We start from the raw sequence: 18,583 nt of genomic DNA on the forward strand, positions 1-18,583 counted from the left end.
TCCGGCCGGGCGGCAACGGTTACAGGCGCTGGCAAGTTTCTTTGGGCAGCCGCGGTAGATTCGAGTCACAGACCCCCAAAGAGAGCGTGGAACAACCATGGTGGAAACAGGACCGTCCGCAGACTGGGCCCGCAAACAGGTAGACCTCGGGCGCGTGCCGGTTGCGGTGCTGGGAATCGCGTCCAGCCAGGGCATCGAGGATGTGGTGGCTTTCGGGACCGACGACGGCAGGCCGGCAACGGCCGAGGACCACTTTGCGCTCTTCTCCGTTTCCAAACCCATCAGCGCTTTGACCGTCATGCGGCAAGTGGAGCAGGGGAAGCTGTCCTTGGGGGCACCTCTTAGCACCGCCGTCCCAGGCTTCGGCACCGGCCGCACGGATACCGTGACGTTGGAACAGCTGCTCAGCCACCGTTCCGGTATTGCGGATCCAGCGCTCGACGCCGGCACTCCACTCCGCGAGGCCCTCACCGCAGCGGACCAAGCGTTCTATGCGGGAAGCCTGGTCCAGTACTGCAACATCGCCTTTGAAGGGGCCGCGGCGATGGCCGAGTGGGCCGATGGGCGCCCGTTCGAGGAGCAGTTGCTTTCCCTGGCCCATGACACCGGCGCGGCATCGCTTACCTTTAGCTCGGACTGCAACCCGCACACGGTCCATGGCACCGAGGCCGCGGGTTTGAACGTGCAGGCCATGTACAAACACCGCCATCCCGGAGCGGGCCTGTTCGGCACGGCCGCGGACCTGCTGCACTTGGGGTCGGAGCTTTTGCGGGATTCGGGGAAGGCCGTCAAGCCCGCAACCCTGGCTGCCATGCGCCGCCCGCGCACTACGGAGGTTTCCCACATCACCACCCGGCCCACACCCCTGCGGCACACGGGTCTGGGCTTCCAACTGCCCGCCAACGAGTCCGAGCTCCTCGCGAAGGGGATCTACGGCCACCCTGGTTGGTCCGGGACAGAATGGTGGATGTTCCCGGAGCAGGACCGGTGCGTCGTGTTCCTGACCAACGTGCTGGACGCGCCGGACACGGGTGTGGACACGAACGAGCTCTTCAACGCGGTGGCGGCCTCCTAGACGCTGGTCTTTCTGCTGCGCACCACTGATACGGCCCACGCCACCACAAACAAGCCCACCAGGATCAAGCCGGCGTCGCCGAGGTCAATGCTTCCGAGCCACGTGGTCAGGGGTTCCTCGAGTTCGAGCGCGGAGTTGGCGAATCCGCCAAGAGTGATCACGGCAATGAACAACGCCGAAACCGCGGAAATCCCGGTAATCACGGCGTTGAAGCCAAGTTTCCGCCGGGGATTATGGATGGCTGCTGTGTACATCTTCATCATGGCCACACCGTTGACGGAGTCGCACAGGGTCATGGCAGCGGTGAACGCGAGCGGGAGGGCCATCAAGGCGAGCGGCGAGACTCCGGCCAGTGACGCCGTCGTGGTGATGACCAGTAGCCCGATGGTGGTGGCGGTGTCGAAGCCGAGCCCAAAAAGGAAACCAATCACGTAAATGTTTCGTGGCCGCTGCACTTTGGACAGCGGTTTGGCGAGCAGGCGGGCCACGAACCCTTTCGCCTCGAGGTCCTCCGGACGCACCTCGCCGCCGCGCTGCACCTGACGGTATACGCTCGTGGCACGAACGAACGCCGAGCCGTTGAACAGGCCCATCGCCAGCAGGAACAGCCCGGAAACACCGCTGCCGATCAAGCCCAGCACCTTGTTGCCGGTAGTCCCGTCCTCCATGAACTGCCCGATCAAGCTGGCACCTGCCACCACCAGCAGACCGGCCAGGATCACCACGGAGCTGTGGCCAAGGCTGAAGGCAAAGCCGACGCTCACGGGGTCCTTGCGTTGCGCTACGAATTTGCGGGTGGAGTTATCAATCGCGGCAATATGGTCCCAGTCGTAGCTGTGCTTGATGCCGGCCACGTAAGCGGTGATCACCAACCCCAGCGCCAGCGGTTGCGCGCCACCGGTGGCGCCTGCAAGCAACAGCACGACGGCGGCAGCGTGCAAAGCGGCCACGGCACCGAACGTAAACAGCAGGCGGGTACGTAAGGACAGCGTCTCCCGCTCCCGGTACATGGCGGCGAGCCCGGTCAGCGCAGTCATTAGTACTTCCTCAGGTTCAAGGGTTCCTGCCCATGCCAACGCTCCCGCAGGAGGCCGGTGCAAGCGCCCAGCAAAATGTTGAGTACCTCAGTGCTGTTGGACAACGATCGCAGCACAAGCCCAGTAGTCCCGGCAATAGTCGCCGTCAAGGAAACTCCGGTATGCGCATCAAAGTCACGGGAAATGCGATCCAGGTCATCAGCAAGCCCCTGATCAACCCTAGGATCCACCACCACCAACGACCCCAGATGGCTGAAGCCCTCCATGAACCCCATCCCGGTCACGTCATTGAGCGGTGGCCGGATCAGGAGGTTATCGAGCGCCAACAGTTGTTCTCCGTTTTTGCCCTGAATCCAGATCTCGTTCCGCAGCCGGACCTCTTCATACTTAAACGATGCGCCGTCCGGGGACCATCCGGGCGTCACCACCTCAGCCATGACAAGGCTCGACGTCGGGTGGAGACTGAGGTGCGAATTCTGCCGATAGCTCGCCTCTCGGTAAGCAATCAACTGATCGGGCATCACCTCCAACCGCGAGCCCTCCCCCAGCCGGACACTCATCCGCTGCTCAGCAAACGACCCCGGTGTCCGATAAATCTTCGTGGCAGACTGCGTGGTCAACAACAGCTCAGCCCCAGCCCCAACCTCCACGTCAATAACAAACAGATCGGCCCCCAGATACGCTCCACCCGGATTGACCATGACATAACAAACCTGCCCGGACCCATCCAGATAATGCGGCCTAAGCACCCGCAAAGCGCCCTCATGAAACTGCCGCAAAGCAACAGACCGCCCCCCGCGCACCCCAACCCCCAACTCCAACCGCCCCCGCACCCCCCGCTCCCCCAAGGCCAACCCAGCGCCCGGCTCCACGATCCCCCAAGGACCAGCATCGACGCCCGAGCCCACTACGCGCGCAGTCATCGGCTATCCCCGAAGGACGCCCCGAACGTCGCGACGTTGCAGCCTGGGCCGGCCGTGAACGCCAGCCGAATGGCCGGGGACCAAACCGCGGAGGCGGCGTAGCCGGGGATAAGGGGCCGCGGCGTGGCGGCGGCAGCTGGGGCGGGGCGATCCGCGGAGCCGGGTGATAGGGGCCGCGGCCTGGTGGGCCACGTGGGGGGCCCACTGCCGCGAGGGCCCCGGCTCGAGCTTGCGAGAGTTGGGAGCGGCTGGGGACGGGCACGGCCCCCTTCATCCGCGGGCGCCGCCCCCGGTGACTTAACTGCGAACCCTGGCCGGGTCATTGCGCCAAGTCGAGCATCAGGACGTCGCGCCGGATCCAGTTGAGGACAGCGTCCAACCCTTCGTCCGTCTTGAGGTTCGTGAAGCAGAACGGCTTACTACCGCGGAACTCCTTGGAATCCCTCTCCATGACGGCCAGGTCCGCCCCAACATGTGGCGCCAGGTCCGTCTTGTTGATGATGAACAGATCGGATTTGATCATTCCTTGGCCGGCTTTGCGGGGGATTTTTTCGCCTTGGGCTACGTCGATGATGTAGATGGAGAAGTCGACGAGTTCGGGGCTGAAGGTGGCGGAGAGGTTGTCGCCGCCTGATTCGACGAAGATGACCTGCAGGTCGGGGTGCCTGGCTTTGAGTTCTTCGATTGCGGCGGTGTTCATGGAGGTGTCTTCGCGGATGGCAGTGTGCGGGCAGCCGCCGGTTTCGACGCCGATGATGCGGTCTTCGGGGAGGATGCCGTTGGCTGCGAGGATTTTGGCGTCTTCAATCGTGTAGATGTCGTTGGTGATGGCGGCCATGGAGATTTCCCTGCTCATGTGCCGGGTGATGCGTTCCACGAGCTGGGTTTTGCCTGCTCCGACGGGTCCGCCGACGCCGATTTTGATGGGTTCAGTCATGTTTTCTGTCCTTTGCTCCAACTAGCTCATGAACATGCGGGCGCGTTGCCGTTCGTGCCGCATTTGTGAAATTTCAAGTCCGGGGCTGACGGCCCCGAAGTCGTCCCAGCACAGCTGTGCTACATCCTCGACGGCGGCAGCTACGGCGTCGTGCGCTTGGCGAAGTACCCGTTGTCCGGCGTTCTGACCGAGCGGAATGGCCCGCACGGCGTTCTGGGTCAGGGAAGTCACCGCGGCAAACAGATACGCAGAGAGCGCCGCCTCAAACGGAACGCCCAGTGACCGCGCAATCACCCCGAAGGCCAAGGGCTGATGCCCCCCGGCCCTCCCCTCACGTACCAACTCCCGATACGCCTCCAACTCCCCCGAAGGAAACACCTCCCCACCAATTTCCAACAACCGCCCACCCATCTTCAAAGAAGCCTCCCGCACCTCCCGAGCCAACAACTGCGCAGAAAGAACAGAATCCAACAAACAAACATCCACACCCTCATACAAGAACCGCAAAGCCAACCCCTCCGAATAGGTCAACTGCTGCCCCACAAAAGCCCCCAACCACCCCCCAAAAGACCCCTCATCCCAAACCAACCCACGATGCACATAGCTCTCAAACCCCAAAGAATGAGCAAAAGCCCCCGTAGGCAACGCAGAGTCAGTCAACTGTTGAAGAGCCAGCTGATATGTCGCACTCAAAGCGCACCGCCGGAGGTGATGTCTGCGCGCTGGAGCGGAGCTGGGAAGGGGGCCGCGGCGTGGTGGGCACCGCGAAGCGGGCACGGCCCCCTTCCCAGCGGAGCGCAAGCGTGCGCGCCCAACTGGCCGCGGCGCACAGCGTTAGTGCGAATGCTCAGCATGGCGGAAGGGCACCGGCATGACCCGCTCTTGCCTGTCGTAGGGGACGCCAACGCTCTTCAGATAGTCTTCGACCGTGTGGTCATACTGACAAACCATGACTTCGGCCCCGTACTCGGAGGAGGCGTCGAAGAATTGTGCCTGCAGGTGCCGGTTGCCGAGCGAATGTGCCACGACCCCCATTTCGTGGATTGTCCGCGCCCCTATCACCAGGACGTCGGTGGGCAACACGGAGATGACGATGACGTTGTGGTCATCTGCGGCGAGGATGTCGCCGTCGCGGAGGTCGCCGGTGCCGGTGGGGAGGCGGATGCCGAGTTCTTTGCCGTGGTCGGTGGTGACGCGTTGGATGCGTTTGACCAGCAGGGCGCTGGACAGGACCACTTTTTCTTTGTGCCGGCCCGCATAGTCGTGGGGTTGTTCGTGGAGGTTTCCCAGGATTTTTTCGATGATCATGTGATTCCTAAACGGCTTAGAAGAGGAAGTAGCGCTGCGCCATGGGCAGCACGTCGGAGGGCTGGGAGGTGACTTCGACGCCGTCGACGCTCACTTTGTAGGTTTCGGGGTCGACGGCGATGTCGGGCGTTTCGCCGTTGTATTTGAGGTCCGCTTTGGTGAGGTTGCGGATGCCGGTGACGGGTTTGATGATGCGTTCGAGGCCCAGCTCGGCCGGCACTCCGGCGTCGATGGCGGCCTTGGACAGGAAGGTGATGGACGTTTGCTGCAGTGCCTTCCCGTAGCTGGCGAACATGGGGCGCATGGTGCGGGGTTGTGGGGTGGGGATGGAGGCGTTGGAGTCCCCCATGAGTGCGTAGGCGATCTGCCCGCCTTTGATGACGAGTTCGGGTTTCACGCCGAAGAAGGCGGGGTCCCAGAGGACGAGGTCGGCAAATTTGCCTTCTTCCACGGAGCCGATGACGTCTGCCATGCCTTGGGCGATGGCGGCGTTGATGGTGTATTTGGCCACGTAGCGTTTGAGCCGGAAGTTGTCGGATTCGGTGGAGCCGTGGGTGGTGCCGGAGGGATCCTTCAACACGCCTCGTTGCCGTTTCATGGCGTCCGCTACCTGCCAGGTGCGGGTGACCACTTCGCCTACGCGGCCCATGGCTTGCGAGTCGGAGGAGGTGATGGCGAAGATGCCGAGATCGTGCAGGACGTCTTCGGCGGCGATGGTTTCGGCCCGGATACGGGAGTCTGCGAAAGCCACGTCTTCCGGGATGTCCGGGTTGAGATGGTGGCAGACCATGAGCATGTCCAGGTGTTCTTCGATGGTGTTGCGGGTGTACGGCAGCGTGGGGTTGGTGGAGGCCGGGAGCACGTTGGGCAGTCCGGCGATCTTGATGATGTCCGGGGCGTGCCCACCGCCGGCGCCTTCGGTATGGAAGGTGTGGATGACGCGGCCGTCGATGGCCCTGATGGTGTCTTCCACGAAGCCGCACTCGTTGAGGGTGTCGGTGTGGATGGCAACCTGGACGTCGTATTCGTCGGCAACGCGCAGGGACATGTCGATGGACGAGGTGGTGGAGCCCCAGTCTTCATGTACTTTGAGGCCCACGGCACCTGCGCGGATCTGCTCTGCGAGGGGCTCGACGGCGGATGCGTGGCCCTTCCCGAACAGGCCGATGTTGACGGGGAGTCCCTCGGCGGCCTGCAGCATTCGCGAGATGTGCCAGGCGCCGGGCGTGACGGTGGTGGCTTTCGTTCCTTCGGCGGGGCCCGTGCCTCCGCCCACCATGGTGGTGATGCCGTTGCACAGGGCGGCCGGGACCTGTTCCGGGGAAATGAAGTGGATGTGGGTGTCGATGCCGCCGGCTGTGAGGATCTTCCGTTCACCGGCGATGATCTCCGTGCCGGCGCCAATCACGATGTCCACACCGTCAGTAATCTGCGGGTTGCCTGCCTTGCCGATCTTGAAGATGTACCCGTCCCTCAGGGCAACATCCGCCTTGTAAATGCCGGTGTAGTCCAGGACGATCACGTTGGTGATCACCGTGTCCGGGATGTCGTCCGAGCGGATCAGTTGTCCGTTCTGGCCCATGCCGTCGCGGATGACTTTGCCACCGCCGAACACCACTTCCTCGCCGTAAACCGTGTAGTCTTTCTCGATTTCGAGGAACAGTTCGGTGTCCGCCAGACGGATGGCGTCACCGGTGGTTGGTCCGTACAGCTCGGCGTACTGCTTGCGGGGTATCTCGAAGCTCATTTGGTGTCTCCTTCCGAAGCAGAACCGCCCAGGCGGGTGCCGCCGTCGAGCCTTCCGTTGACGGCGTTACTGAGCCCGAAGACCTCACGCACCCCGGCAATTTCGATCAACTGGACGGTCTTCCGGTCGCCTGGCTCGAAACGTGCGGCTGTGCCGGCAGGGATGTCCAGGCGGCGGCCGTAGGCGGCATCGCGGTCGAACTCGAGGGCGCTGTTCGCCTCGGCAAAGTGATAATGGGAGCCCACCTGGACGGGACGGTCGCCGCGGTTCACCACCTCGACGGCGATTGCCTCACGGCCGCTGTTGCAAGCGATGGAACCGGGCAGGAGCCTGTATTCACCGGGGATCATGGAGGCTCCTAGCGGATGGGGTGATGGACGGTGACGAGCTTGGTGCCGTCAGGGAACGTGGCTTCAATCTGGACGTCGTGGATCATCTCCGGGACGCCTTCCATCACGTCTTCGCGGCGGAGGATGGTGGTTCCGTAGCTCATGAGCTCGGCCACTGTCCTACCGTCCCGGGCACCTTCGATGAGTTCGAAGCTGATGATTGCCACGGACTCGGGATAGTTCAGTTTCAGCCCCCGCGCCTGGCGGCGGCGCGCCAGATCGGCAGCCACCACAATCATGAGTTTCTCCTGCTCACGGGGCAAAAGATGCATGGTTACTCCTTGGACGCCGGGCACTTGGACAGATTGTGTTCAGCGTAAGGAGCGGAAGTTTCGGCGACGTTTCCAATTCGTCTCAGTCGGGGGTCGGATTCAGCCGAATTGACCTCAAGTTAAGTTGAGGTCCTAGCATCAGTGAGATGTGCGTCCATCAAGGCCGCCAGCCCTGGCCAGTCCCATGAAAGTGCGTTAATGACCTACCCCCAGCCCTTGCAGTCCGAACCAGTCGGCGATCTTTTCAGGGCCGCATTCCGCTCCCATCCGGCGGGAGTCGCCATTATTACCGCTTCGGGGCCGGATGGTGCCGTAGGTCTCACGGCGTCCTCGGTAGCATCGGTTGCCGTGGATCCGCCCACCCTGGCCTTCTCCGTAACCAGTGGCCGTTCGGCCTCGCACATCGCCGCAGCGGAGAGAATCGTGGTGCACCTCATCGGCGCCGATCAGCTGGAGCTGGCACGCGCGTTCGCCGATCCCGCTGCCCCGCGGTTCACCCAGGACATGAACTGGGAATTGCTTCCCACGGGCGAGCCGTTGCTCAGGGAGGCTCAGTGGGCGTTGCGCTGCGAAATTGTCCACCGGGCACCACTGGGTGGTTCAGTCCTGCTGGCCGCCACAGTCCTCGACATCCGGTCCAACCTTGCCGGTTCGGGCCCGCTGGTTTATCACGATCGGGAGTTCCACACCCTGTTCCGCAGCGTGCAGGCGGTTGGCTGACCGCGCCGCGCCCCCAGGTACGCTGTCACGCATCCTCAAGGCGCGTCAGCAGCTCAGCATCGTGACTCATCACGAAATCCAACCCCTCACTGATTTCACGTCGCCGCGCACGGCGCTGCAGAACCAACTCTGCTTTCCCCAGCCGACGATCAAGGTCTTCAGGAACGCGCCGATTCTTTGCCAGGCAGCGACGGTACCAAAACGGTACCTAGTTGTTCCTCCCCCGCGCCGCCACGGCCCACTGCTCCACCACAGTCCCACCGCGCACCACAGTCACCTGGTCCACCAGGTTCATGGTCAAGCACACGTGGTTGGGGATCACGTGCAGCCTGGTACCCAGTGGTGGCAACTCCGAGGAGTCCGGCCAAACAACAGTGGCATGGTGCTCTGACAAAGCGGTGACCTTGGCTTCGGGGTATTCAGGCAGCCGCGCAAACCCTGTGGCCCAATCCGGGCGGTCGCTGCCCAGGATTTTGCTGCCGGAGTCCAGGACAACCCGGCGGACGTTCCCGCCTGCAGCTTCGTGCCTGCTAACCACGGTGGCCGCAACTGTCAGCGCGATCTCGTCCCACGAGCACCGTTCGAGTTCCAGCTGCTGGGCATCGCCAAACACGTAGACGCCCGGGCGTAGTTCGGTTGCTGCCGACTCCCCGGAGATCAGTGCCGTCGGCGTGGAGCCCCCGCTGATGGTGGTGACCACGAAACCGGCCTCGGTCAACGCCGTCGCAGCCAGCCCCAGGGCATCGTTCTCGTTGCCGGCCGCGCCGGTGGGCATACCTGGCCTGTAGCTGTGGCCGGGGAAGGTGAATACCCCGGATACCATCAGCCCGGCGCCGGCCGCCGCCTTGGCCACCTCCACCACCTCGAACGGCAGAACGCCGCTGCGGTGATGACCGCTGTCCACTTCGATCAGCACCTCGATGCTGCCGGCATCCGCCCCGAGTTGGCGGCCCATCGCCGTCGCACTTTCAGCGGAATCCACGCCCACTGCGAGGCGGCAATGTGCTGCCAAGGCGCGGAGCCGGTCAGCGTGTGGGGCTTCCACCCACAGCGGGTAGGCGATAAAGATGTCCCTGACGCCGTCCGCGGCGAAGACCTCGGCCTCGCCGATCGTGGCAACGGTGATCCCCACGGCCCCTGCTGCCAACTGTTTCCGGGCGATCTCCAAGGTCTTGTGCGTCTTCACGTGCGGGCGGAGCTTGAGACCCCTACCTACCATGCTGGCCGCCATGCGATCGATGTTCCGGTCCAGGACATCGACGTCGATCAGCACGGCAGGGGTGAGGACTTCAGCGGGGATCACGTTCATTCCTCAAACACTAACGGCCCCGGGCACCCGCAGCGGAGGTCAGGGCGCCGACTGCCTGATCAGCAGCTCGAAGGCCGCCTCCGGCTGCTGCACGTCAAGCGCGGCGTCCTTGTTCTCGATCCGATTGATGAGGAGTTCGACGGCGCGCTCCGCAATTTCCGTACGCCCCGGCGCCACCGTGGTCAGTGACGGCGAGGCGAACTTCGCCTCATCAATGTCATCAAAACCGGCAACGGCGATCTCCTCCGGGACTTTCCTGCCACGGACCAGGAGCTCGTGAAGCGCCCCCAGGGCGAGGGCGTCGTTGAGCCCGAATATGGCATCGAAATCCACGCCGCTGTCCAGCAACCTCGCGGTCGCTTCAGCACCGCCGTCGCGACGCCAGTCGCAATCAGTCACCAAGGCGGGATCGTAAGCCACTCCGGCGTCAGCGAGCGCAGCCTTGTATCCCTCAAGGCGCAGGCCGTTGCTGCCGGTAGTGTCGCCGTCGTGCGCGCCCACAACGGCTATACGACGGCGGCCGCCCGCCAGCAGGTGCGCGGTGACCGCTGCGGCTGCTTGGTGGTTTTGGATGAGGACCATGTCCAGCCGCGGATCCTGCACGTATTCACCGAGCAGGACCAGCGGCTTTTTTCCGGCCGCGTGAATGATCTGCTCAGCGTCCAACGCGAGGGGGATGAAAAGGAGGCCATCGGTCAGGGTTCGGAACTGCCCTTGGAGCGCCGCTTTTTCGTGCTCCGGCTCATTACCTGACTGCTCCACCAGCACTCGGTAGCCTCGGGCCCATGCCGCTTTCATGATGTCCGACGCCAGCTCCGCATAGTACGGAATGGAGAGGTCGGCCAGGACCAACCCGATCATGCTGGTCTTGCCGGAGCGGAGGCTGCGGGCTGTCAGGTTGGCCTCGTAGCCCAGCTCGTCAATGGCATCCAGGACGCGCTGTTTGGTGGCGGGCCGGATGAACTCGTAGTTGTTGATCACGTTGGAGACCGTCTTCAACGAGACTCCGGCAACGCGCGCGACGTCGTTCATGGTGACGGCCATCAAGGTGCTCCTTTTGTCCTGTTGGCTTACATCGTTGCAGACCAGGGCGTTGCGGTCTTAGTCCATGACAGCGGCGACTGCTTCGATCTCAACCAGCTGATGGTCGTAGCCAAGGACAGTGACGCCCATCAGCGTGCTCGGGACGTCATGCTCACCGAACGCCTCGCGCACCACCTCCCATGCCGCCACCAGATCGGACTGCTCGGAAGAGGCGACGAGAACGCGAGTGGAGATGACGTCCCCGATTCCTGCCCCTGCGGCTTCCAAAGCCAGGCACATGTTCTCCACCGCCTTCCTGGCTTGGGCTTGATAGTCGCCAATACCTGCAGTGGTCCCATCCTCATTAAGCGGGCAGGACCCCGCCAGGAAGATCAGCCTGGCACCTGCGGGGGCCGTCGCTGCATAGGCATACTCTGCAGCAGAGCTGAGCAGGTTGGAACGAATGAGGGTCACTGCACTGGGCATCGGCGTCCTTTGTTTGTAGCGTCAGTACATCCCATCACGGGGCCTCGCCCTGTCATGTTTCAGGGCAACGGCGTAGTGTCGGTAGTAGGAGATTTCGGGTGAAGCACAAGGCCCGGAGTTGAATATCCGGGCCGTGCGCGAACACGAGCGCACTGCCGCCAGCCGGACTCACACGCCCGGCGTACCCGGGAATGAGGCCTTAATGGCCCTGAACGATGCAGTACCAACAGCTGAGCAGCTGCAGGACCTGCTGTTGGAGAGCCCCGGCTTCACTGAATTCCTCCTCGGCCTCACCACGATTTCGGCGTCGCTGTTGGGCGGAGAAGCGCCGATGCTCTGCGCCATCACGGTGGAGCGCGACGGCGGCCCCTCCACAGTGGCCAGCAGCAGTGACGCTGCCCGGCGCCTCGATGAAAAGCAATACGAGTTCGACGACGGCCCTTGCCTCACGGCGCTCCGGCAGCGACGCACAGTCCTCATCTCTGACCTTCAGACCGATCACCAGTGGCAGCACTACGCCGCCGCTATCGCCGACGAGGGCATCCGGAGCGTGCTGGCCGTCCCCATCGCCACTGACAACGGCTCAAGGGCTGCCCTGAACTGCTATTCCACGGAACTGGGGACGTTCACCCCGGACACTGTGGAGTCGGTGGAGCGGCACGCGGACTCCCTTTCGCGGATTCTGCGGCTGGCACTGCGGCTGCACGCGGAGGAACCGTACCCCGAGCATTTGCGTTCAGCCTTGAAGTCACGGGCGATTGTGGACGCCGCTATTTCGCTGATCATGGTGCAAAACCATTGCAACCGCGAATCGGCGCTGCGACTCATCCAGTTGGCATCGCGCAACAGCAATAAACGGCTGCATGAAATAGCCGGCGACATCCTGGATCGGGCCGGACACGGAGATCAGGGGGGCAGGTAGAGTCGATGAATGCCCAGCCTGCTTGGATGTCGGAATTTGATCAACGACTGCGGGCCTCCTGCAGATTCCGCGTCGGAGATGTCAGCCTCAACACATTGTGGATCTACTATTTCGGGATTGGAGGAAATGCCGACGAATTGGTTTTAGATGCATACCTTAACGAACTTCTGGCTTTACCCCCGGGCCAGATGCAGCTCGTAGACACTGCCATGAGAGAGCTCAGCTTAAACGGCTGGACGGACCCAGCCGGGCAGTAGTAAGGAACCAATCATGACTGAAACCCAGCCATCGGAGCAGATCCCCACCGCTGGTCCTTTAGAGGACCACGTCGATCTGACGGACTTCCTGGTGCATTTGCAGGACCTCCTTGTGCAGAACGCAGACGTCCGGGAATTTCTTCAGGATTTTGCCGAGTTGACTGCCCGCGAACTGACTAAACCCGGGAACACAATTGCTTGCGGGGTGACAGTCATCCGGCAAAAGAAACCTGTTGCCGTGGCGGACAGTGATCCCATGGCCCGCAAACTGGACGATATCCAGAACAGCTTCGGGGACGGGCCTTGCCTTACGGCGCTTCGGACGCGAACCATCACCCATGTCCCCGATGTCCGGCACGAGGACAGATGGCGGGACTATATGGAAGCCGCTGCCTGCACCGATGTGGGCTCCATTCTGGCTTTGCCCATGGAGTTGAACAGCACCGCAGAGGCTGTGGTCAACCTCTACTCGACCCGCAGCCATGGCTTCTCCCATGACGACATGGTTGCGGCTGAGCGGGTGACAGCCACCGGGGCGAAAGCTCTGTATTTGGCACTGAAGATCGCCCAACTCAGGGATGCGCGGGAAAATCTCGCGGCTGCCCTGGATTCACGCACGGCGATCGATACCGCCGTCGGAATTATCATGGCCCAGAACCGCTGCAGCAGGGACGCTGCCTTCCAAATTCTGGTCAACGCTTCAAGCCACCGCAATATCAAGCTGCGTGTTGTGGCGGAAAGCGTTATAGCCCACGTTGCTGGAGACCGGAATATTTCAGCAGCTTTTGAGGAGTAGCAAAGGGACTTCCGGTTCGGGTCTGACGCGCAAAAAGCATTAGGCTTGAAAGGCAACTTAGGAGTGCAGTGATTCACAGGATGTCCATGTCAGCCAGCCGACATGAAGAGCCGGGGAGAAGACCATGACGAAGAAGCAGCTTCCTCTTGACGAACTCTCGGTTGCCATAGGCCGGATTTTGGGCCTGCTCCTTACCGAGGAAAAGGTGGACCAGGCCGTCCAGAGCCTATCGCGGGCCATCAAGGAATCCGTGCCGGGGTCAATCGGGGCAGGCGTTTCCATCCTGGATTCCCAGGGCCGCCGAACCAGCACTGGTTTCACGGACAGCATCGTGGAGCAAGCGGACCACCTGCAATATGACTTGGGCCAAGGTCCTTGCCTGACTGCGTGGGCCACCGAGGAATCCGTACTCATCACCGATGTCCGCAGCGACCCCCGCTGGCCGGAATGGACCGACTCCGTCAGCCCTTTGCCCATCCGATCGGTTGTCAGCGCGCCCCTCATGGCCAACGGTCACAGCATCGGGGCCATCAAAGTCTACGCATCCGAGACTGATGTTTTTGATGCTTCTTCCACGTACCTCATGGAGCTTTTTGCTTCCCCGGCGGCCACTCTCCTCTCCCATATCCAGAGCGCCGAGACACCCCGACGCATCTCCGAGGGACTACAGGCCGCACTTTACAGCCGGGACGTGGTCAACCGTGCCTGCGGAATCCTTATGGAACGCCACAAAACTACCCACGAGCGGGCCCTCCAACAACTCATCCTGCAATCGCGCGACAAGAACCAAAGCCTGCAGGAAGTCAGTGCGGAACTCGTAGCCGGGATACCGGCAAACGGGAACTAAGGCCGCAGGACATGGGCTTCGACAACAACGAACCCGAGCAACGCCGCAGACTCCATACGGCACTCTCGGGCGCGGGCATCACCACAGGCACTCTGTGGCTGCAGTACTTCAGCATCGGTGGATCTGTGGGTGAGTACGAGGTTGAGGCGTACCTGCAGGGCATGCTTTCCCTCCCCGAATTGGAACGCGACCTCCTGGCCATGGCCGCCAACGAGCTTTCCAACAGTGGACCTGGGCCGCACGCGCCCTACGCCGACGAGCTTCCCCTGGACGAAACGCCTCGTCCCGCGGAAGGCGAATTGCCCGACGACGGCGACGACCCCCGGTAGGCGTCACACACCGCTCATCCCCGTGCAACGAGCCTGCAACAAACATGGGCAAAGCTGTAGTCAACCAGCACACAGCTGACGGCAATCAGCCGGCAAGGCGAGCCGAGGGGAGCAGACATGAGCATTGCAAACAGGGATCTTTTCCAGGCACTGAAGACCCAAGCCAGCCTGGCGCAGGCATTTGGCACCATGCCTGGAAGCAAAGAAGAACCGCATCCACTAAGTCCGGGTGATTACATCGAGGCCTGGCACAACGGCCGCCTCTACCACCGTGGCAGCGTGGTAAAAACCGTTGCCGGCACCGACCTTTTCTGGCTCACGGACGATACCGGAAGCCGCCGCCTCCTGGATATGGAGTCCATGGAAATCGTGACCGTCGACCAGCCGGCCCCGGCGCCCGCACCGCAGGCACCGGAACCAACCCTGTCCGCAACAGTCACACCGATCTCCGCCTACCCCATGTTCCACGACGGCACGCAGCAGATCGCGTAGCGCTTCGGAAGGACTACGACTCCAGTGACAACCGGATCATGGTCCAGCTCACGGCCGGAAGACCGGCGGTGAGGCGACCGCCGTCGAGCCTTACACTGACGTTCTCAGTGGGCAGGACCGACGTCGAATCGTCGGCAGTGGCCTGCCAGTACGGATCCTTGTTGGTGTAAGTGACGGCCTCAATGACCTTGCCGGCGTTGAGGCTCCCGACGGCGGCATCCAACGTCAGCGCGTCCATCGCCGAGCGGTTCACGGCGAACACCACGGCCTCCTTGGCTTCTGCGTCGTAGGTGGCAACGGCAGACAAGGCAGTGAACCCGGCCGTCTTTTCGGTCTCCAGCAGCGGGGATTCGACGGCGAGGTTCAGCACCGTACCGGAGGCATTTTGCGAGGTGAGCGCGAACGGGTGGAACGTTGTCTGCTTCCAGGCGCGGCCGCCCGGCTCCGTCATGATGGGGGCAATCACGTTGACCAACTGTGCGAGGCTCGCGGAGTGGACGCGGTCGGTATTGCGCAGCAACGTGATGAGGAGATCCCCCACCACCACGGCGTCGGCAACCGTGTAGCGGTCCTCCAGCAGCACCGGTGCCACGGGCCAATCATCTCCTGTGGGCGCCTTGGATTCGTCGCGGGACATGTGCCAGACGTTCCACTCATCGAAAGAAATATTGATCTGCTTCCCGGACTTTTTGGCCGACTTCACGTGGTCGATGTGGGAGACCAAGTCCTTGATGAACGCCTCCATCCGGTGCCCGGCTGACAGGTGCTCCTGCAGGTCACCGAAATCCTCAAAGTACTGATGCGCCGAGATCAGGTCCACCAATTCGTACGTCTCGTTGAGGACCACGCGCTCCCATTCGCCGAACGTGGGCATGGTGGGTCCGGAACTTCCACAAGCCACCAGTTCCAGGTCCGGGTTGACCATGCGCATCGCCCGCGCCGTTTCGGCGGCAACCCGCGCGTACTCGTCCGCCTTCTTGTGGCCGATCTGCCAGAAGCCGTCCATCTCGTTCCCGAGGCACCACATGGTGATGTTGTGAGGCTCGACGGCGCCATTGGCCTTGCGCTGTTCGGAAAGGGCCGTTCCACCCTTGATGGTGGAGTACTCCAGCAGATCCAGAGCTTCCTGGGTTCCCCTGGTGCCCAGGTTCACGGCCATCATGGGTTCAACCCCGGCCTTCTCCGACCACTTGGCGAACTCGTCCACGCCCACCAGGTTGGGATCACTGGAGTGCCAGGCGAGGTCGAGCCTTGTTGGGCGGTCCTCCTTGGGTCCCACTCCGTCTTCCCAGCGGTAGCCGGACACGAAGTTTCCGCCGGGGTATCTGACCGTGGAGACGCCGAGTTCCTTGGTGAGGTCGAGGACGTCGGTGCGGAAGCCGTCGTCGTCGGCTTTCGGGTGTTCTGGCTCGAAGATTCCCGTATAGACGCAGCGTCCGAGGTGCTCAACGAAGGCGCCGAATGTCTTCCTCCTGACGGGGCCCACAACGAAGGTGGGGTCGATGGTGATTTTGGCCGTGGGGTTGTCCTGGTTTCCCAAAGGGTGGGTCCTTGTCTGCTTGTGCTGCGTGGTCTGCATTGCTGATTTACAACGTTATAGAAACCATGCTGACGTGGTGTTGGTGCGGGAGTCAAGGGATTTCTTGGCGGGACGCTTCCTTCGCGCCGCTGTTCGCCGGGCACGCCGTTTTGCGGCCGGTGATTCGAACATGCTGGGGTGCCGGCTGCCTCTAGGCTGGGACGCATGTCCTTGAGAGCAGTGAGAGCCGCCTATTCTGCGCGTTCCGCCGAGTACACCTCGTTGTTCGGGTCCATCAGCAGTACACATCCGGCCGACAGGAAGCTCGTGCTGTCATGGGCCCAGGGATTGTCCGGGAAAGTCCTCGACGCCGGCTGCGGGCCTGGGCAATGGACAGCCTTCCTGCACTCCACCGGGGTGGACGTCCAAGGCGTGGACTTGGTACCGGAGTTTATTGAGACTGCCAAGCAACTCTGTCCGGAGGCTCAGTTCTCTGTCGGGTCACTTCAACGCCTGCCTGCGCCGGATGACTCGTTGGCGGGAATCCTCGCTTGGTACTCCCTGATTCACACTCCCCCGGCTGGGATCAGCCGGGTTTTGGACGAGTTTGCCCGCTGCCTCGCTCCCGGCGGGAGCCTCCTGCTCGGCTTCTTCGATGGCCCGGCGGGTGAGTCGTTCCCGCATGCAGTGACGTCCGCCTATTTCTGGTCTGTGGAGGAGATGTCGGGACTGTTGCAGGAAGCCGGTTTCAGCATTGTCGGTACGCACTCCCGCGTCGACCCTGGAATGCGCCCCCACGCGGCCGTCGTCGCGAAGCGGCTGCTCACTCCCGGTCGCGTTGGCTGAACCCACCCCCACTTTAATTGCTAGGGACCGGCCCGGAGTCAACAAGGGGCCGGGGCTCGTCAGCTCTACTTGGTACTCGGCGTGGGACTGGCACTCGCTTCCTGCCTGTCCAATTCCTTGTAGATTTCATGCTGATTCCCGGCGATGCAGACGGTGTTCATCTCGAGGCTCAAGCCATTGGTGGTAGCCGTGAAGGATACGAGATGTCCGCCGTTCTTATTGGCATAGAGACGGATGTTTCCTGGGTCTTTTGGGTTTGATTCGACGCGGGTGGTGAAGCCCTTGGATTCCCAAAACGTCTTGACAACGTTGACCGACGATTCCATGTCGAGGGTTTCAAGGGTCTGACTCATGACGCTGTAGTTCACGCCCTCTTCTCCCTTAGGGGTGCTGCAGTCCATGTTTCGGAGGCCTTCGTCGGCCCATTTTTGGGGTCCGATGGCTTGTTGGGTTCCGACTTTGAAGGCGTGGAGGTCCGCGAGGGCTTGTTTGAGTTGTTCGACCTGGGCTTTGACGGTTACGGGGTCGCTGGGGTTGCTTGAGCCGGTCCTGGGGTTCTCCGTGGTGGGTGTGCAGGCGCTGAGTGCAATGCCGGCACAAAACAAGGCGGCAAGAATACCGCCGGCCTTTAGTCGGGCCTTGGATTCATCGGACATGCGGTTCACTCTTCCTGAAACTGTTTGACAGGCCAAAAGCCAGCACGAGGCGACATAGGCGGCTCCCTTGGCGCATCAGACAGCCTAATTAGCAGACGGAGAGGAGCCGGGGCTAGAAGGGGTCCCGTAAATTTCGGGATACAGCTCCTTGTAGATTTCGTGCTGGTCTCCGGCGATGCAGACAGTGTCCATTTCCAGGCCGGAGCCTTTGACATTCGCGGTGAAGGATATGAGGTTTCCGCCATTCTGATTGGCGTAGAGACGGATGAGACCAGGGTCCAACGGGTTGGTTTCCACGCGGGTGGTAAAGCCCTTCGATTCCCAGAACGTTTTGACCACGTTGACTGATGCTTCCAGGTCGACGGGATCAGGGGTTTGGCTCATGACGCTGTAGTTCACTCCCTCCCTGCCATCACCTGCATTGCAGGCGCTGTTTCGGGTGCCTTTATCGACCCACTTCTGGGGTCCGATGGCCTTCTGGGTTTCGGTTTTGAACGCGTGGAGATCCGCGAGGGCTTGCTTGAGCTCTTCAACCTGTGCTTTGACAGTTGCAGGGTCGCTGGGATTGCTTGAGCCGGTCATAGGGTTCTCCGTGGTGGGTGTGCAGGCGCTCATCACCATGGCCGCGCCGACTAAGGCGGCGAGTATGCGGCTGGCCTTTATCCGGGACTTGGGTTTATGGGGCATGTAGTT

Annotated in this window: 22 protein-coding genes; 8 read left to right on the plus strand and 14 right to left on the minus strand. The window is 62.2% G+C overall.

Annotated elements, in window-relative coordinates:
• Positions 1-97 precede the first annotated feature (97 nt).
• Positions 98-1,075 carry a serine hydrolase domain-containing protein gene (locus M1D51_RS20720; protein WP_458107866.1) on the plus strand — a complete coding sequence of 326 codons (978 nt, stop codon included), beginning with the start codon at positions 98-100 and terminating at the stop codon, positions 1,073-1,075.
• Here the strand turns inward: M1D51_RS20720 and M1D51_RS20725 are convergent.
• The 8 genes from M1D51_RS20725 to M1D51_RS20760 all read right to left on the minus strand — a co-directional run bounded on the left by M1D51_RS20725 (position 1,072) and on the right by M1D51_RS20760 (position 7,688).
• Positions 1,072-2,112: a HoxN/HupN/NixA family nickel/cobalt transporter gene (locus tag M1D51_RS20725; RefSeq protein WP_458107867.1), complete on the minus strand. Its 1,041-nt coding sequence runs from the start codon at positions 2,110-2,112 to the stop codon at positions 1,072-1,074. The genes M1D51_RS20720 and M1D51_RS20725 overlap by 4 nt on opposite strands.
• The gene (locus tag M1D51_RS20730; RefSeq protein ID WP_458107868.1) at positions 2,112-2,813 is read right to left on the minus strand and encodes an urease accessory protein UreD; all 702 of its coding nucleotides are present in this window, start codon (positions 2,811-2,813) and stop codon (positions 2,112-2,114) included. Before M1D51_RS20730 ends, M1D51_RS20725 begins: the two co-directional genes overlap by 1 nt.
• Positions 2,814-3,354: 541 nt before the next feature.
• A complete protein-coding gene (gene ureG / locus M1D51_RS20735; protein ID WP_458107869.1) occupies positions 3,355-3,972 on the minus strand; it encodes an urease accessory protein UreG in 618 nt (205 codons plus the stop codon).
• A 21-nt stretch (positions 3,973-3,993) separates the two neighbouring features.
• The gene (locus M1D51_RS20740) at positions 3,994-4,665 is read right to left on the minus strand and encodes an urease accessory protein UreF (protein WP_458107870.1); all 672 of its coding nucleotides are present in this window, start codon (positions 4,663-4,665) and stop codon (positions 3,994-3,996) included.
• Positions 4,666-4,806: 141 nt separating this feature from the next.
• Positions 4,807-5,280, minus strand: coding sequence for an urease accessory protein UreE (gene ureE, locus M1D51_RS20745; RefSeq protein WP_458107871.1), 474 nt, complete (start codon positions 5,278-5,280; stop codon positions 4,807-4,809).
• Between the two features lie 16 nt (positions 5,281-5,296).
• Positions 5,297-7,027, minus strand: coding sequence for an urease subunit alpha (gene ureC, locus M1D51_RS20750; RefSeq protein WP_458107872.1), 1,731 nt, complete (start codon positions 7,025-7,027; stop codon positions 5,297-5,299).
• A complete protein-coding gene (locus M1D51_RS20755) occupies positions 7,024-7,377 on the minus strand; it encodes an urease subunit beta (protein ID WP_458107873.1) in 354 nt (117 codons plus the stop codon). The genes ureC and M1D51_RS20755 overlap by 4 nt, the downstream gene beginning before the upstream one ends.
• A gap of 8 nt (positions 7,378-7,385) precedes the next feature.
• A complete protein-coding gene (locus tag M1D51_RS20760) occupies positions 7,386-7,688 on the minus strand; it encodes an urease subunit gamma (protein WP_172326010.1) in 303 nt (100 codons plus the stop codon).
• Positions 7,689-7,886: 198 nt separating this feature from the next.
• Here M1D51_RS20760 and M1D51_RS20765 point away from each other — a divergent pair, with 198 nt between their 5' ends.
• On the plus strand, positions 7,887-8,408 hold the full coding sequence (locus tag M1D51_RS20765) for a flavin reductase family protein (protein ID WP_458107874.1): 522 nt from the start codon (positions 7,887-7,889) through the stop codon (positions 8,406-8,408).
• Positions 8,409-8,616: 208 nt separating this feature from the next.
• Here the strand turns inward: M1D51_RS20765 and M1D51_RS20770 are convergent, their stop codons facing one another.
• From M1D51_RS20770 to M1D51_RS20780, 3 genes are read right to left on the minus strand one after another with little or no spacing between them, the layout of a single operon-like run.
• Positions 8,617-9,717, minus strand: coding sequence for a D-TA family PLP-dependent enzyme (locus M1D51_RS20770; protein WP_458107875.1), 1,101 nt, complete (start codon positions 9,715-9,717; stop codon positions 8,617-8,619).
• Positions 9,718-9,756: 39 nt separating this feature from the next.
• Positions 9,757-10,761 (minus strand): LacI family DNA-binding transcriptional regulator, encoded by a 1,005-nt coding sequence (locus tag M1D51_RS20775; RefSeq protein ID WP_458107876.1) that lies wholly within the window; start codon positions 10,759-10,761, stop codon positions 9,757-9,759.
• Positions 10,762-10,818: 57 nt separating this feature from the next.
• Positions 10,819-11,226: a RidA family protein gene (locus tag M1D51_RS20780; protein ID WP_458107877.1), complete on the minus strand. Its 408-nt coding sequence runs from the start codon at positions 11,224-11,226 to the stop codon at positions 10,819-10,821.
• Between the two features lie 202 nt (positions 11,227-11,428).
• On the opposite strand from M1D51_RS20780, the gene M1D51_RS20785 reads away from it, so the two are divergent.
• The 5 genes from M1D51_RS20785 (at position 11,429) to M1D51_RS20805 (ending at position 14,869) form a co-directional block, all read left to right on the plus strand.
• Entirely contained in the window at positions 11,429-12,148 is a 720-nt protein-coding gene (locus M1D51_RS20785; protein WP_458107878.1) for a GAF and ANTAR domain-containing protein, read from the plus strand.
• A gap of 270 nt (positions 12,149-12,418) precedes the next feature.
• Positions 12,419-13,201 (plus strand): ANTAR domain-containing protein, encoded by a 783-nt coding sequence (locus M1D51_RS20790; protein WP_458107879.1) that lies wholly within the window; start codon positions 12,419-12,421, stop codon positions 13,199-13,201.
• Between the two features lie 124 nt (positions 13,202-13,325).
• Positions 13,326-14,048, plus strand: a complete 723-nt coding sequence (locus M1D51_RS20795) for a GAF and ANTAR domain-containing protein (protein WP_458107880.1) — start codon at positions 13,326-13,328, stop codon at positions 14,046-14,048.
• An 11-nt stretch (positions 14,049-14,059) separates the two neighbouring features.
• A complete protein-coding gene (locus M1D51_RS20800) occupies positions 14,060-14,377 on the plus strand; it encodes a hypothetical protein (protein ID WP_458107881.1) in 318 nt (105 codons plus the stop codon).
• A 117-nt stretch (positions 14,378-14,494) separates the two neighbouring features.
• Positions 14,495-14,869: a hypothetical protein gene (locus M1D51_RS20805; protein ID WP_026547992.1), complete on the plus strand. Its 375-nt coding sequence runs from the start codon at positions 14,495-14,497 to the stop codon at positions 14,867-14,869.
• Positions 14,870-14,882: 13 nt separating this feature from the next.
• Here the strand turns inward: M1D51_RS20805 and arfA are convergent, their stop codons facing one another.
• The gene (arfA, locus tag M1D51_RS20810; RefSeq protein WP_458107882.1) at positions 14,883-16,448 is read right to left on the minus strand and encodes an arabinosylfuranosidase ArfA; all 1,566 of its coding nucleotides are present in this window, start codon (positions 16,446-16,448) and stop codon (positions 14,883-14,885) included.
• A 165-nt stretch (positions 16,449-16,613) separates the two neighbouring features.
• Between arfA and M1D51_RS20815 the strand changes: the two genes are divergently transcribed.
• Complete coding sequence (locus M1D51_RS20815) at positions 16,614-17,234, plus strand: class I SAM-dependent methyltransferase (RefSeq protein ID WP_458107883.1); 621 nt, start codon at positions 16,614-16,616, stop codon at positions 17,232-17,234.
• Between the two features lie 65 nt (positions 17,235-17,299).
• Here M1D51_RS20815 and M1D51_RS20820 read toward each other — a convergent pair whose 3' ends face one another.
• Together M1D51_RS20820 and M1D51_RS20825 are read right to left on the minus strand one after the other, a co-directional pair.
• Entirely contained in the window at positions 17,300-17,890 is a 591-nt protein-coding gene (locus tag M1D51_RS20820) for a hypothetical protein (protein WP_458107884.1), read from the minus strand.
• 84 nt (positions 17,891-17,974) lie between these two features.
• Complete coding sequence (locus tag M1D51_RS20825) at positions 17,975-18,577, minus strand: hypothetical protein (protein WP_458107885.1); 603 nt, start codon at positions 18,575-18,577, stop codon at positions 17,975-17,977.
• Positions 18,578-18,583: the final 6 nt, after the last annotated feature.

It is taken from the genome of Arthrobacter sp. R3-55 (assembly GCF_054161505.1).

Excerpts from the sequence above, each read along its gene's own strand:
- M1D51_RS20725 (WP_458107867.1), bottom strand. The coding sequence starts at position 2,112 with ATGACTGCGCTGACCGGGCTCGCCGCCATGTACCGGGAGCGGGAGACG.
- M1D51_RS20760 (WP_172326010.1), bottom strand. The coding sequence starts at position 7,688 with ATGCATCTTTTGCCCCGTGAGCAGGAGAAACTCATGATTGTGGTGGCT.
- ureC (WP_458107872.1), bottom strand. The coding sequence starts at position 7,027 with ATGAGCTTCGAGATACCCCGCAAGCAGTACGCCGAGCTGTACGGACCA.
- arfA (WP_458107882.1), bottom strand. The coding sequence starts at position 16,448 with ATGCAGACCACGCAGCACAAGCAGACAAGGACCCACCCTTTGGGAAAC.
- ureG (WP_458107869.1), bottom strand. The coding sequence starts at position 3,972 with ATGACTGAACCCATCAAAATCGGCGTCGGCGGACCCGTCGGAGCAGGC.
- M1D51_RS20815 (WP_458107883.1), top strand. The coding sequence starts at position 16,614 with ATGTCCTTGAGAGCAGTGAGAGCCGCCTATTCTGCGCGTTCCGCCGAG.
- M1D51_RS20820 (WP_458107884.1), bottom strand. The coding sequence starts at position 17,890 with ATGTCCGATGAATCCAAGGCCCGACTAAAGGCCGGCGGTATTCTTGCC.
- M1D51_RS20770 (WP_458107875.1), bottom strand. The coding sequence starts at position 9,717 with ATGAACGTGATCCCCGCTGAAGTCCTCACCCCTGCCGTGCTGATCGAC.
- M1D51_RS20755 (WP_458107873.1), bottom strand. The coding sequence starts at position 7,377 with ATGATCCCCGGTGAATACAGGCTCCTGCCCGGTTCCATCGCTTGCAAC.
- M1D51_RS20800 (WP_458107881.1), top strand. The coding sequence starts at position 14,060 with ATGGGCTTCGACAACAACGAACCCGAGCAACGCCGCAGACTCCATACG.
- M1D51_RS20775 (WP_458107876.1), bottom strand. The coding sequence starts at position 10,761 with ATGGCCGTCACCATGAACGACGTCGCGCGCGTTGCCGGAGTCTCGTTG.
- ureE (WP_458107871.1), bottom strand. The coding sequence starts at position 5,280 with ATGATCATCGAAAAAATCCTGGGAAACCTCCACGAACAACCCCACGAC.
- M1D51_RS20790 (WP_458107879.1), top strand. The coding sequence starts at position 12,419 with ATGACTGAAACCCAGCCATCGGAGCAGATCCCCACCGCTGGTCCTTTA.
- M1D51_RS20720 (WP_458107866.1), top strand. The coding sequence starts at position 98 with ATGGTGGAAACAGGACCGTCCGCAGACTGGGCCCGCAAACAGGTAGAC.
- M1D51_RS20765 (WP_458107874.1), top strand. The coding sequence starts at position 7,887 with ATGACCTACCCCCAGCCCTTGCAGTCCGAACCAGTCGGCGATCTTTTC.
- M1D51_RS20785 (WP_458107878.1), top strand. The coding sequence starts at position 11,429 with ATGGCCCTGAACGATGCAGTACCAACAGCTGAGCAGCTGCAGGACCTG.
- M1D51_RS20730 (WP_458107868.1), bottom strand. The coding sequence starts at position 2,813 with ATGGTCAATCCGGGTGGAGCGTATCTGGGGGCCGATCTGTTTGTTATT.
- M1D51_RS20795 (WP_458107880.1), top strand. The coding sequence starts at position 13,326 with ATGACGAAGAAGCAGCTTCCTCTTGACGAACTCTCGGTTGCCATAGGC.
- M1D51_RS20825 (WP_458107885.1), bottom strand. The coding sequence starts at position 18,577 with ATGCCCCATAAACCCAAGTCCCGGATAAAGGCCAGCCGCATACTCGCC.
- M1D51_RS20780 (WP_458107877.1), bottom strand. The coding sequence starts at position 11,226 with ATGCCCAGTGCAGTGACCCTCATTCGTTCCAACCTGCTCAGCTCTGCT.
- M1D51_RS20805 (WP_026547992.1), top strand. The coding sequence starts at position 14,495 with ATGAGCATTGCAAACAGGGATCTTTTCCAGGCACTGAAGACCCAAGCC.